This window comes from Patiriisocius sp. 208BN25-11 (assembly GCF_058147145.1).
Genome location: NZ_JBYVJY010000002.1, coordinates 287,282 through 301,362 on the forward strand (window position 1 = coordinate 287,282; position 14,081 = coordinate 301,362).

The following is a 14,081-nucleotide window of genomic DNA, read 5'->3' on the forward strand; positions in this document are numbered from 1 at the left end:
TTAATTTCTTTTAGGATACTTCTATCGATAAGCCATCGTAAGCTAAAAATACATTATCGGGCAAACTAGCTTCAACGCTGGCATGAAACCCTAATAAATGACTAATATGTGTTAAATACGCTTTTTTTGGTTGCACTTTTTTTATAAAGGCAAGCGCTTCTTCTAAATTAAAATGAGAAGCATGTGGTTCTATGCGTAAGGCATTCACGACCAAGACTTCTGTGCCTTTAATTTTCTCTATTTCAGAAGCTTCCATTGTTTTAATATCTGTTAAATAGGTAAAGCCTTCCATTCTAAACCCCAAAACTGGAAGCGTATTGTGCAGTCCCTCTACTGGAGTGATAACATTTCCGTGTACATGAAAAGGAGCTTTTTTTGAAATAACATGTTGAGAAATGGTAGGTGCGCCTGGATATTTGTTTTCGGTTTCAAAAATATACCCAAACCTTCTTTTTAGGGCTTTAAAAACAGTTTCATTTGCATAAAACGGAATATCACCTTGCTTAAAATAAAAAGGTCTAATATCATCTAAGCCAGCGGTGTGGTCACTATGTTCATGAGTAATAAAAATGGCATCAACTTTAGAGACATTTTCCCGAAGCATTTGCTGCCTAAAATCTGGTCCGCAATCAATTACATAGACCTTATCGTGCCACTCTAACAGCACAGAAACACGTAATCTTTTATCTCTTGGATCATCACTTAAACACACTGGATGGGTGCTTCCTATAATTGGAATTCCTTGCGAAGTTCCTGTGCCTAAAAAAGTGACTTTTAAGTGAGATTTCATTCCTACAAAAATACTAGTATTTTTTTTGTTTGGCTATTGTATTTGCTACCTTTGTTAGAGAACAATTACCTGCAGTTATGCCAGATACTATAAAAGGAGATAAGGAATTTGAGGCGATTCCTTCCATACGAAACAAAGCCTTGCGTATTAACCTAAATGAAAACATTTACGGAACCTTTGCTGAAATTGGAGCAGGTCAAGAGACGGTGCGCAATTTTTTTAGAGCTGGAGGAGCTTCAGGTACGATTGCAAAAACTATTTCTGCTTATGACAAAGACTTTAGTGATGCCATTTATGGTGTTGAAAAAGACGGACGTTATGTAACAGAAGCACGTTTACAAAAAATGCTTTCACACGAAATGGAACTCATTGAAGAACGTATTCTTCGTGAAAAGCATCCAAATAAAATATACTTTGCTTACGCCAATACGGTAGCTACCATAGATTTTGCAAAAAAATATAAAGGTCATGGCTGGGTAGGGATTCGTTTTCAAACAGATCCAGACGAAGCCTACAGTGAGATTATTTTGCACATACGCTTCCACGAAACAGAAGCCTTATTACAACAACACACGCTTGGAATCTTAGGAGTTAATTTAATTTATGGGGCTTATTACAAGCATGATACTCCAAAAAAATTACTTCGTTACCTCTACGATCATATTGATAAAGACAAAATAGAGATTGACACTATTAACTTCTCAGGCCCTAAGTTTGAAAAAGTTGACAACCGTTTAATGAGTTTACAGCTTATTAAAAATGGTATGACAGATGCCGTTATGTTTGGACCAGATGGAAACAACATCTTACCTGCACGTATTTTGTACAAGAAAAATGTACTCGCATTACGAGGTAGTTTTAGACCCGTAACCAAGGTAAACATTGATATGTTTGAAAAATCACATCATATGTTTGTCAATGAATCGAAGGTAGATCCAGATAGGACAGTTACCATTTTTGAGATTACACTTTCTAACCTTAGGGCAGAAGGTGAAATTGATGAAGAAGACTTCATGGATCGTGCTAGATTACTATGCTCTTTAGGGCATACGGTAATGATATCAAATTTCCAAGAGTATTATAAGTTGGTAGAATATTTTTCTAGATATACCAAAATGCGCCTAGGTCTTGCCATGGGTGTCAATAACTTAGTCGATATATTTGATGAAAAATACTACCGACATCTAAGTGGTGGTATCTTGGAAGCCTTTGGAAAATTATTCTTCAAAGATTTAAAGGTATATTTATACCCAATGAAAAACAAGGATGGAGTATTTACAACCAGTGAGAACTTAAAGGTACATCCAAGAATGAAAGAGCTTTACAAGTTCTTTAAGTATAATGGTAAAGTAGTAGATGTAGAAAATTACAATCCAGAAATTATGGATATTTTCTCCAGAGAAGTACTTGCTATGATAGAAAGAGGAGATTCTGGTTGGGAGGAAATGCTACCAAATGGAGTAGCCGATATTATTAAAAACAAAAAATTATTTAGCTGTAGCATAGAAGAGAACCATACAGCATAATATATACTTAATAAAAACAGCAACATATGTCATAAAGGTTAAGTCCCGAAGCTTCGGGGGCGCTTAACCTGACACATGTTGCTGTTTTATAATATTGTAAGTAATCGTTAACCTTCGAGAATTTGTTCTGCGTGGGCTTTTGTTTTTACTTTATCGATAACACGTTCTACAACACCATTGGTGACAATAAACGTTTTACGGTGTATTCCATCATACTCTTTTCCCATAAACTTTTTTAATCCCCAAACACCAAAGGCATTAATAACGTCTTTCTCAGTATCTGCAAGTAATGGAAAAGGAAACTCATATTTATTTCTAAAATTTGTTTGACGTTTCTCAGAATCTGCACTTACGCCAAGCAATTCATATCCTTGCTCTTGAAGTGTAGTGTAATGGTCTCTTAAATTACAAGCCTCTGCTGTACATCCCGGCGTGCTTGCTTTTGGATAGAAAAACACAATTACTTTTTTATCACTATAATCACTCATAGAAATTGCATTTCCATCCTGATCATTTACAGTAAAATTTGGGACCTTGTCTCCTACTTTAAGTGTATTCATTCTTGTAAATTTGTTTTATGTTATTCATGTAAATGTAAACCAAATGACCAAGCAAGAAAAGGTAGACTTTGTTATAAATACGTTAAAAGAGCTATATCCCGAAATTCCTATTCCCTTAGATCATAAAGATCCGTATACCTTACTTATTGCTGTATTGATGTCTGCGCAAAGTACCGATGTGAGGGTTAATAAAATTACGCCTTTGTTGTTTGAGGTTGCAGATAATCCCTATGACATGATTAAGTTGACTATTGAAGAAATTAGAGAAATCATCAAACCCGTTGGGCTATCTCCTATGAAAGCAAAAGGAATTCATGGCTTATCGCATATTTTAATCAACAAGCATAATGGGCAAGTTCCTAACGACTTAGAAGCATTGGAAGAACTACCAGCAGTTGGACATAAAACCGCTAGTGTTGTAATATCACAGGCCTTTGGTGTTCCAGCATTCCCAGTAGACACACACATTCATAGACTTATGTATCGTTGGGGTTTCACGAATGGCAAAAACGTGGTACAAACCGAAAAAGATGCAAAGCGATTATTCCCAGAGCATACCTGGAACGATTTACACTTACAAATAATATGGTATGGTCGTCAATATTCTCCTGCGAGGGGTTGGGATTTAGAAAAAGATATCATTACCAAAACAATAGGAAGAAAAACGGTACTTCAAGAGTATTATAAAAGCAAGAAAAAGTGATTCTTTAAAATAGCTTCGGAAATATTAATATTTCCGAAGAGATGGAGCATAAAAAAACCCGAAACAATGTCTCGGGTTTTTCCAAAGTTTAGTTTAGAAGTGCTTCAAACTTCAAATTTTGGTAATCTATAACACTTAAAGCCTTAGAATAATCCAGAAGAAACTGTATTGTTTCATCTTTTGGGACTAAGTTTTGATTCACCTGTCCCGACGGTGAAGTTTCAGAGTACATTTTTTGCATATAATGTTATTTTAGAGGTTATTGTTACCAAGATAACGATGCAAATATGTATTTATTGTATTAGTTCGTCAACACAATGTTATGTTTATCAATTACTTTACGTAAATTAATAAGTGCGTAGCGCATTCTTCCCAGTGCAGTATTGATACTTACACCTGTTTGCTCGCTAATTTCTTTAAAGCTCATATCTCTGTAAATACGCATCATTAGTACTTCCCTTTGATCATCTGGAAGCTCATCAACCAAGCGTCTAACATCACTTTCTACCTGACCCTTTATAAGAGTGCTTTCTGCATTTAATGCATTGTCTGATAACACAGAAAAAATATTAAAATCGCTGTTATTTTCAAACTTAGGCATGCGATTGTTCTTTCTGAAATGGTCAATAACCAAATTATGAGCGATACGCATTACCCAAGGTAAAAACTTACCTTCTTCATTATATTTTCCTCTCTTTAAAGAGTTTATGACTTTAATAAAGGTATCTTGAAAAACGTCTTCAGCAACATCTCTATCAAAAACCTTTGAATAGATAAAACTGTAAATTCTTTGTTTGTGACGTGTGATGAGGATGGAAAGAGCAGACTCTTCTCCTTGAAGGTACGAAGTAACTAAAACCGCATCTGTAGATTTGCTTTGTCTCATATCAATACTTTTTAAAGTGAACAACTATTAAATTGGGTCAGCTAGTTGTTATAATCAAATTTTAAAAAAAGTAGTAATACGCTATAGGCAATAATTTTAGTTTATATCGTTGTGAGCCGTAAATATAACAACAATAAATTTACAATTCCAAAAAAAAGAGTCATTTTTCTTAAATTAAACTTAAAAAGCGCTGCAATGTGTTAGACAAATTGCAATGTATTATATTTGTGAAAACCCTCATTTAACAAGGCCTTACATTGAAAACCGAAACACTAGACCCCAAGGAAAATATTATTATAAAAGGTGCCAAATTACACAACCTAAAAAACATAAATGTTGTTATTCCTCGTAATAAATTGGTTGTAATTACTGGTCTTTCGGGTAGTGGAAAGTCTAGTTTGGCCTTTGACACACTTTATGCAGAAGGACAAAGAAGGTACGTAGAAAGCCTCTCAAGTTATGCAAGACAGTTTTTAGGAAGACTCAACAAACCAAAAGTAGATAGCATCAAAGGAATTGCACCTGCCATTGCCATAGAACAAAAGGTAAATGCAACCAACCCGAGATCTACGGTAGGGACTTCTACCGAAATATATGATTACCTAAAACTATTGTACACCAGAATTGGTAAGACCTATTCTCCTATAAGTGGTGAAGAAGTTAAAAAAGATAACGTTACTGATGTGATTACATTTGTAAAAACTTTTAAAGAAGGCACCAAATTGCTACTCCTCACTCCTATTGTACTAGAAGAAGGTAGGACGATGGAGAACAAATTAAAGTCCTTAGCACAACAAGGTTTTGCGCGTGTAAAAATTAATGAAGAAGTCGTTCGTATAGACACACTAAAGGGGGACTCTTTTCCAAAAGATATTCAATTAGTAGTAGATCGTGTTATTACCAAAGATGACGAAGATTTCTACAATCGCTTGGCAGATGCTATACAAATGGCATTCTACGAAGGAAAAGGTTCCTTATTCATAGAACAGCTTGATACCCATAATATTTCAGAATTCAACAATCGTTTTGAACGAGATGGAATTACTTTTACAGAACCGAATGTGCATCTGTTTAGTTTCAACAATCCATTTGGAGCCTGTCCTACTTGCGAAGGCTATGGAGATGTTATTGGTATTGATAAAGATCTTGTGATTCCAAACACAGCGCTTTCAATTTATGAAAATGCTATTTTTCCATGGCGAGGCGATAGTATGGGATGGTATCGAGATCAACTCGTCAATAGCGCTTATAAATTTGATTTCCCTATCCATAAACCTTGGTTCGAGCTTACCGAAGCCCAGCAGCAACTCGTTTGGGATGGAAACGAACACTTTGAAGGACTCCATAGTTTTTTCAAGTTTTTAGAAAGTAAAAGTTATAAAATTCAAAACAGGGTCATGTTATCTCGGTATAGAGGAAAAACAACCTGTAGTACTTGTAAAGGAAGAAGACTAAGACCCGAAGCCAGTTACGTAAAAGTAGCCAATACTTCGCTGCAAGACTTAGTAGCCTTGCCGCTAGAGGAAGTTACCTTATTTTTTAAAGACCTAACTTTAAATTTGCACGATGCTACCATTGCAAAGCGACTTTTGTTAGAAATTAACAATAGGTTGTCCTTTTTAATAGATGTGGGACTCTCCTACCTTACCTTAAATAGAAAAAGCAACACACTTTCTGGAGGAGAATCACAACGTATTAATTTAGCAACCTCATTGGGAAGTAGCCTTGTAGGTTCTATGTATATTTTGGATGAGCCTAGTATTGGTTTGCATCCAAAAGACACAGAACGTCTTATAAAAGTGTTGCAATCTTTAAGAGATTTAGGAAATACCGTAATTGTGGTAGAACATGACGAAGACATCATGAAAGCTGCAGATACAATTATAGATATTGGTCCAGAAGCTGGAACCTTCGGTGGTGAAGTGGTTGCGGTGGGTACCTATGCTGAAATTTTAAAACACGACTCCCTTACGGCTGGATATTTAAATGAAAGCTTACAAATTGAAGTTCCGTCGAAACGCAGAAGTTATTCCAATGCTATTGAAGTAAAAGGAGCGAGACAGCACAACCTAAAAAATATTGATGCGACCTTCCCTATTGGTTTGTTCACAGCCGTTACTGGTGTTTCAGGAAGTGGTAAAAGTACCTTAGTGAAAAAAATACTATACCCAGCATTACAAAGAGAAATAGGTGGCTATGGAGATAAACCGGGTCAGTTTTCTAGCCTAGAAGGTGATTTTTCAAATATTAAAAATGTAGAGTTTATTGATCAAAACCCTATTGGCCGTTCTAGTAGATCGAATCCTGTTACCTACATCAAAGCCTATGACGACATTCGAAGTTTGTTTGCAAAACAAAAATTAAGTGATATTAGAGGTTACAAAACAAAACACTTTAGTTTTAATGTAGACGGCGGGCGTTGTGAAACCTGTAAAGGTGAGGGCGAAGTTACCATCGAAATGCAATTCATGGCAGATGTACATTTAGAATGTGATGTGTGTAATGGAAAACGTTTCAAAAAAGAAGTTTTAGAAGTCAAAGTGGGTGATAAAAACATAGACGACATTTTACGTCTTACAGTAGATGACGCCATTGCTTTCTTTAAGAACCAAGAACAAAAACGCATTGTTACCAAATTACAACCCCTTCAAGATGTAGGTTTGGGTTATGTTCAACTAGGACAAAGCTCTTCTACCCTATCTGGTGGTGAAGCGCAACGTATTAAATTAGCTTCATTTCTAGTAAAAGGAATCACCAAAGACAAAACACTCTTTATTTTTGATGAACCTACTACCGGACTACATTTTCATGATATTAAAAAATTACTCGCTTCTTTTTATGCTTTATTAGACAAAGGACATACGCTAATTGTTGTAGAACATAATCTGGATCTTATAAAATGTGCAGATCACATTATAGACTTAGGTGAAGATGGAGGCAGTAAAGGCGGAACAATCATGGCACAGGGCACTCCCGAAGCGATTATAAAAAACAAAAAATCGTATACTGCTCAGTATTTAAAAGAAAAACTATAGTCTTCAAACAACTCATAAAACACTAACAAACAGCTGTTTGTGTTTTTGGCACGCGCTTTGGTTTACTACTACCAATAGCGTAAGTCTCTTGGCTTTATTAAGAGACATAATCTTTAAATACTAGTACTATGAAAAAAGTAGTTTTACTCGCAAGTTTGTTTCTAGTAGGGATGACTGCACAGGCATTTACAAATCACCAAAGTGATGCAATTTCAACTCCAGGAAAACACAATCGCTATAACAATGCACAAGAAATATCTTTTGTAGAAAATGGCGTACTATTTACGGTAACCACAAATGGATATTTCCATTTTAAACAATTGGAGCGTTGGTCACCTAGAGACCGCTACAATAGAAGGGACAGAAGAGGTAGAAATCATCAAGTAGCAAATCGCAACAGGAATCAAGTACGTTATATTACAAATTACAGACCTCAAAGGTTACGTATACTAAGAGATCGATATGGATATATCACACAAGTAGGGAACACTCCTATTAACTATAGTAAAAAAGGACGTGTGAAACACATTGGAAATGTAAAAATGAAGTACCAAAGAGGACAATTAGTTCGTGTAGGGAATATGACGATTACCTACAACCGTTTTGGGGATATTAGAGATACATTTGGATATATTAATCGCTATAACAATTTCTGGCACGATGATTGTAATTTACAAAATGAAGATCATTGGAACCATCATCATAATAACAGAAGAGATGGTATTGAACATGACGATGATGATCATTCGCACAGAAGAGAAGAAAGAATTAGAACATAATAAGTTTTTGGTTGGTTAGTTTTTAAGACCCGTCTTTATCGCAAGATACTGGCGGGTTTTAATTTTTCAAGAAAGAGTAAAAGAGCTATTCATGTATTCTTTTTGTGCAAAAGTAGATTTGAGTCTTGGCGCTTGCTTATTGTGTCTTGAGTCTTGTTTACTGTTTCTTTTATCCAGAAGTTCAACGTAACTAACATTCTTGGGTCCAAGAGATTAAAACGACTCATCAACAAACACAAAATAGTTCAATAATATTTCCGAAGCTAGTAAAACCAGCAGATACAACGCATTCTTAATTTTTGGCACGGGCTTTGTAATTGTAAAATCGTACGACGCCCAACACAGTAATTTGGCAAGTACAGAAAATACATTTATTATGAAAAACTTCAAAACATTGTTAGTATTCCTTTTTGTAGGTATCACAGCTAACGTAGCAAAAGCAACAACTCCAGAAGTTGCATCGTATAACAAATATGATGGCAAAGCTTACATCTTTACAGAAGGCGGAGTTGAATTCTCAGTATTCCCAGATGGTCAGTTTGACTTTGTTTATATAGGGCCACAAAACGGTACCGAAGTCGTTATTTCAACACCAAATGTAAATGTAAGTTTTAATGGCGGACATGATTATGAAGCGTATGTACAGTACGATGATTATGGCGCAGTAATTCAAGTAGAAGATGTTCCAGTATTTTATGATGAATACGGTAGAATTACACAAGCAGGATCAGTAGATATTAATTACAGAAACAGACGTATTGTTCGCGTTGGAGGTCTTAATGTTTTCTATAATAACTATGGATATTTTGACTACTGTACAGGATTTATCAACCCTTTTAACAGATTTTATGTATACCGTCCATGGCACATATACTATGCAAGACCTATCTATAACAACTGTATTGTTTGGGATATTCCTTACAGAAGATTTTATACTCCTGTACGTTACACCTACTATAACCATGTTAGATTTTACAACAACAGATTTAACAAACCATATAACAACTGTAGAAGAGATTTTTATAGACCGGGAAGTAGAGTACATTACAGAAATGGAAGAACTGCAATAAACAGAAACTATAGAGAAGGTAGAAGAAACAGTATGGTAAGCAATCATGGAAGAAGAGATGCTTCCAGTGTAAGAACCAATACCTATAGAAATACAACTACTGCAACGGCAAGGAACGATAGAAGAAATGGAAATGCAGCTAGAAATTCGAGAACTGTATCAAGGGATGCTAACACATCTAGAGCAAACAGAAATGTGGTGACGAGAGGAAATGACAGAAGAAACGCAAATACTGTTACTTCTAGAAATGAAAGAAGAAACAACAGAACGATTGCTCAAAACAAACGTACAGCGCCTAAAGCGAATAGAAGTGTTACAAGACAAACTCCTAGGGCTTCTAAGCCAAGTTCTAGAGATGTAAGAAGAGGAGCTCAAACAAACAGAGCTCCAAAGGTAAGAACACAAAGATCACCAAAACCTAGTGCTAGAACAACTAGATCTGGATCTAGAAACAAGACTACACGTCCTTCTAGAAATACCAATACTAGAAAAACGACTACTAGGTCTGGTTCAAGAAATAATTCTCGTGGTAACACACGTAGTTCAGTTCCAAGAAGAGGACGCGGACTATAATAAATTTTTGGTTGGTTAGTTAGAAACCCCTTGTAATACTCTGTATTGCGGGGGTTTCGCTTTTAGATACCTAAAGTAGCTTCTATAACAGCAGCTAATTTTTGCGTCAATGCTTTTCTACTATACGATTCAATATGTTTTGAATCAATCTTTAAGTCAGCTTTGCCATATACTGTATACAAAGAAAGAATATGCTCTTTTAAGCGTGCTTTTTCATCTGGGTTCACATATACCCCACTTTGAGTAGTAGTAATAATATTCTCCATATCACTCCCATCGGGACCAATAGCAAGAATAGGACGTCTGGCTTGCAAATATTCAAACAATTTCCCAGGAATAATCGCTTTGGTTGCCTCACTATTTATTTCAAGTAACAATAACACTTGCGCATTGTGTTGCATTTGAATCGCTTCCTTATGACTTACATAACCTTTTAACATGGTGCTTTTTGTTAATCCATAAGAAGCAATACTTGCTAATACTTCTTCACTCACAGCACCCGCAAGAGTAATTTGCAGATCCTCACCAAAGGCATCGTCGGTCGCTGCTATTTCAGAGAGCACCTCCCATAACATTTCTGGATTCCGCTCTGTTAATAGCGACCCTATATGAGCAATTGAAAATGAAGCATCTAAAGAAGAAGTAATACCTTCTATGGGTTCGTACCCATTGGTGATTACTGTAATTGGCTTTTGTGTTAATACACTAAATTCTTTTTGAGTAGAAGGACTTGTCACTACAATGTGATCTGCTTTTTGTAATACTTCCGACTCTAATCTTTTATGTTTTTTTGCTGAAATATTAGTTAGCCGTAATGATTCATGATAATGAATGGTGGTCCAAGGGTCTCTAAAATCAGCAATCCATGGAAGTTGGGTTGCTTCTTGCAACTGCATTCCAATAAGGTGCAAACTATGCGGTGGTCCAGTAGTAATGATGCAATCTATGTTATTTTCTGAAAGGTATCGTTTCAAATATGTAACCGATGGCTTCACCCACCCTATTCTTGCGTCTGGAATAAAAAAATTACCTCTAATAAATAGCAATACCTTTTCAATAAACGAGGGTTTCTTTTTAGAAATAATCCCACGGCTCATTTGCTGAGTCTTTTTCTTTGAAAGAAATTTTGCAAATTTATAAGGCTCTTTTACTGGGTATTTTAGTACCGTAATTCCCTCTGGCACTTCGGCCAAAATATCTTCATCTATAATTGGGTAACTTGGATTTTCTGGCACATAAACAACAGGTTCTATACCAAAACTCTGTAAATACGTTGCAAATTTCAACCATCGTTGCACTCCTGGCCCACCCGCAGGAGGCCAATAATAACATATAATGAGTGCCTTCTTCATGAGATTACTCTGTTGGTTTTTGTTGCCTTTTTTTAAACTCAAACCATATTGTGCTTAACAGAAGTAAAAACAATAAAACACCACTCACTAATGAAATAGTACTCCCCGTTTTTACCACAGTAGGTTCAAACTTGAATTCAATTTTAGAATACCCTTCAGGAAGTGGTAATGCTCTTAGAATATAATTTGCTCGTATATGGTCTACTGGAACACCATTTATATAAGCGTTCCAACCCTTTGGATAGTATATTTCACTAAACACAGCCAATTGCGGAGATGTTGTTGCCGCTTCGTATATTAAATGATTTGGAAGATCTTGCACCAATTCTATGGTTGCGGTACTATCCCGCTGTATATCTTTAACCGGCAATTGTGGTAAGAATTCCTTATGGATAACTACTATTTTCTTAGTATCTAAGCTATCTAATTGCAAAATCTCTTCATCTGCAGTTGATGCCAATAATACATTTTCTACAAACCAAGCATTTCCATTAGCATAGGGGTTCCGTTGTCCAACAACTCCCCCATTTTTACTTCGCGTAATGATGTATCGAACGTTCATCATATTCAGCATCCCAATATCACCACGATTGATATAAAAATCTGCTATGTCCTGCATCCTTCTTGGTTTCGCAGCATGATAGCCCCCTAAAGAACTATGATAATAACTTGCTTCTGCACTGTTAAAAGCGTTGTTAGCTGCATCGTAGACTCTGTAACGATCTGTATCTTTTTCAAATTGTAAAGTAGCAGCCGTTTTTTGAAACGGTTGTTCCATAATGCGTTTGTTTACAAAATCTTCATTGTTTACATAACGTCTATCTACTCCTACTAAATCAAACACAACCAAGGCTGCAAGTACTGCAATAGTAATAGTTTCCTTAAATTTCTTACTAATAAATAACCAAAGAGCTGCACCCGCCAACAAAACAAAAACAAGACTTCTCAAGGCATCCATGGTAAGCAACGACATTCTATCTTCACGAACAGCATCCATAAAAGGAGCTCCCATAGCTTCAATAATATCGCCATCATACGGACTCACAAAACTGAATAATGAACCTTTTGCAACTACAAAAAGTGCAAGCAATCCTCCCGTAATTCCTATCGTGTATAGTAATGCTTTTTTCCTTTTCTCTTCGGAAATATAATCGTTAAAAAACTGGTGTAACCCAACCATAGCAAGGACAGGAAGTACTAGTTCTAGAATTACTTGGATGGACGATACTGCTCTAAACTTATTATACAAGGGTACATAGTCAATAAAAAGATCTGTTAGAAAGCTGAAATTTTTTCCCCAAGACAATAATAGACTTAGGGTAAATCCTGCCAGTATCCACCATTTTAATCTTCCTCTTACTAAGAATAGCGCCAATACCGCCAAGAAAACTACGACTGCACCAATATAGGCGGGTGCTGCCACTATAGGCTGATCTCCCCAATATAGAGGGATTTGGTATAGGGTATCTGCTGCCTGTTGCGGAGAAGCTCCCATTCTTAAAAGTACTTCTTCGGTGGCAGAATTTTCTGGGAAAGATTCACTAGAGCCCCCTCCCATAAACCTTGGAACCAATAAATTAAAGGTTTCAAGTTTTCCATAACTATAGGTCGTTATGTAATCATAATCTAATCCGTCTGTGTCTAATTTTGGAGAACCATCTGGATTAATTGTTAAGTCACTTTTACCACGAGTAGACGTATCTGCATATTCTTTAGTTGCTAACAAATTAGTAGCATTTAAACCTAAAGCAAGTAACACTCCAACTGCCATTATACCTACCGACTTAAAAAAATGTGGGACTTGTTTCTTTTTAAAGGCATCCATTAAGTAGGCCAATCCCAAACAAAGCACCAACAACAATAGATAATACGTCATTTGGATATGGTTGGCGGTAAGTTCTAATGCCATGGCAACCGTAGTGAGCAAAAATCCCCAGAGAAACTTTCCTCTAAACGTTAGGATAATTCCGCTTAGTACTAAAGGCATGTAAGCGATGGCATGTGCCTTTGCATTGTGTCCTACACCCAATATAATAATGAGGTAAGTTGAAAAACCAAAAGCCAAAGCCCCTAAAAAAGCAATTTTATAATCGAGTTTTAGCACCAAAAACAAGATATACATTCCGATAAAATACAAGAATAAATAATCTGCTGGTCTAGGCAGAAAACGCAAGGTTTCGTCAAGTGTTTTTATATAATTATGAGGATAACGAGCACCCAATTGGTAGGTTGGCATTCCTCCAAAGGCGCTATCTGTCCAATAGGTTTCGGAATCGTTTGTTTTCCTAAAATCACGCAATTCTTTTGCCATTCCATTGTGTTGTGCAATGTCACTTTGAAAAATAGTTTTACCACTCAATACTGGATTAAAATACAATAGTGACGTAATTACAAATAGTAGTAAAATCACTATATGCGGCAGTACTTTTTTAACTGAAATTTGCATACAAGAAAGTTGATTTATAAAAATCGAAAATTAGGAAAAATATTGAAGAAACAAGCGCACTATTGTTAAAAACAAAAAGAGCTAGTCTATTTCTTCATAATCTACATATTCACCAACAGTATTGCTGGTTTTTTTTGTGTTTGGCACTTTGTCAATTGTAACGCTGCCTTCTTTTTCTTCGGAAGCACTTGGAGGTCTCATATTTCCGAAGTCAGCACCAAAACGATCTGCTAACTTCTTTGAAAAATATTTCATAATGTAAGGAGCAGCGAGTTTCAAAATTATTTTAAGCCCGTAGTATACTAGCAGAATAATTAAAATCGTTTTGAGGAATGTAATCATATCAATAAAATAAATTTCAA

At 35.9% G+C, this 14,081-nt stretch carries 11 protein-coding genes; 5 read left to right on the plus strand and 6 right to left on the minus strand.

Annotated features, from left to right (window positions below):
* Nucleotides 1–10: 10 nt before the first annotated feature.
* Nucleotides 11–790: an MBL fold metallo-hydrolase gene (locus tag ACY2RS_RS04220; protein ID WP_490097365.1), complete on the minus strand. Its 780-nt coding sequence runs from the start codon at nt 788–790 to the stop codon at nt 11–13.
* 77 nt (nt 791–867) lie between these two features.
* Here ACY2RS_RS04220 and ACY2RS_RS04225 point away from each other — a divergent pair, with 77 nt between their 5' ends.
* Nucleotides 868–2,316 (plus strand): TonB-dependent receptor, encoded by a 1,449-nt coding sequence (locus tag ACY2RS_RS04225; protein ID WP_490097503.1) that lies wholly within the window; start codon nt 868–870, stop codon nt 2,314–2,316.
* 107 nt (nt 2,317–2,423) lie between these two features.
* Here ACY2RS_RS04225 and bcp read toward each other — a convergent pair whose 3' ends face one another.
* Entirely contained in the window at nt 2,424–2,876 is a 453-nt protein-coding gene (bcp, locus tag ACY2RS_RS04230) for a thioredoxin-dependent thiol peroxidase (RefSeq protein WP_490097366.1), read from the minus strand.
* A gap of 43 nt (nt 2,877–2,919) precedes the next feature.
* Here bcp and ACY2RS_RS04235 point away from each other — a divergent pair, with 43 nt between their 5' ends.
* Nucleotides 2,920–3,579, plus strand: a complete 660-nt coding sequence (locus ACY2RS_RS04235; protein ID WP_490097504.1) for an endonuclease III domain-containing protein — start codon at nt 2,920–2,922, stop codon at nt 3,577–3,579.
* Between the two features lie 301 nt (nt 3,580–3,880).
* Here ACY2RS_RS04235 and ACY2RS_RS04240 read toward each other — a convergent pair whose 3' ends face one another.
* A complete protein-coding gene (locus ACY2RS_RS04240) occupies nt 3,881–4,465 on the minus strand; it encodes an RNA polymerase sigma factor (RefSeq protein WP_490097367.1) in 585 nt (194 codons plus the stop codon).
* A gap of 257 nt (nt 4,466–4,722) precedes the next feature.
* Between ACY2RS_RS04240 and uvrA the strand changes: the two genes are divergently transcribed.
* The 3 genes from uvrA to ACY2RS_RS04255 all read left to right on the plus strand — a co-directional run bounded on the left by uvrA (nt 4,723) and on the right by ACY2RS_RS04255 (nt 9,921).
* Entirely contained in the window at nt 4,723–7,500 is a 2,778-nt protein-coding gene (uvrA, locus tag ACY2RS_RS04245) for an excinuclease ABC subunit UvrA (protein WP_490097368.1), read from the plus strand.
* A 128-nt stretch (nt 7,501–7,628) separates the two neighbouring features.
* Entirely contained in the window at nt 7,629–8,279 is a 651-nt protein-coding gene (locus ACY2RS_RS04250; RefSeq protein ID WP_490097369.1) for a hypothetical protein, read from the plus strand.
* A 376-nt stretch (nt 8,280–8,655) separates the two neighbouring features.
* Nucleotides 8,656–9,921, plus strand: a complete 1,266-nt coding sequence (locus ACY2RS_RS04255) for a hypothetical protein (RefSeq protein ID WP_490097370.1) — start codon at nt 8,656–8,658, stop codon at nt 9,919–9,921.
* Nucleotides 9,922–9,983: 62 nt separating this feature from the next.
* On the opposite strand, the gene ACY2RS_RS04260 is transcribed toward ACY2RS_RS04255, so the two are convergent.
* The 3 genes from ACY2RS_RS04260 to ACY2RS_RS04270 form a co-directional block, all read right to left on the minus strand.
* Entirely contained in the window at nt 9,984–11,273 is a 1,290-nt protein-coding gene (locus ACY2RS_RS04260) for a glycosyltransferase family 4 protein (protein WP_490097371.1), read from the minus strand.
* Between the two features lie 4 nt (nt 11,274–11,277).
* On the minus strand, nt 11,278–13,719 hold the full coding sequence (locus ACY2RS_RS04265) for a hypothetical protein (RefSeq protein ID WP_490097372.1): 2,442 nt from the start codon (nt 13,717–13,719) through the stop codon (nt 11,278–11,280).
* Nucleotides 13,720–13,800: 81 nt separating this feature from the next.
* Nucleotides 13,801–14,061, minus strand: coding sequence for a DUF4834 family protein (locus tag ACY2RS_RS04270; RefSeq protein WP_490097373.1), 261 nt, complete (start codon nt 14,059–14,061; stop codon nt 13,801–13,803).
* Between the last annotated feature and the right edge of the window lie 20 nt (nt 14,062–14,081).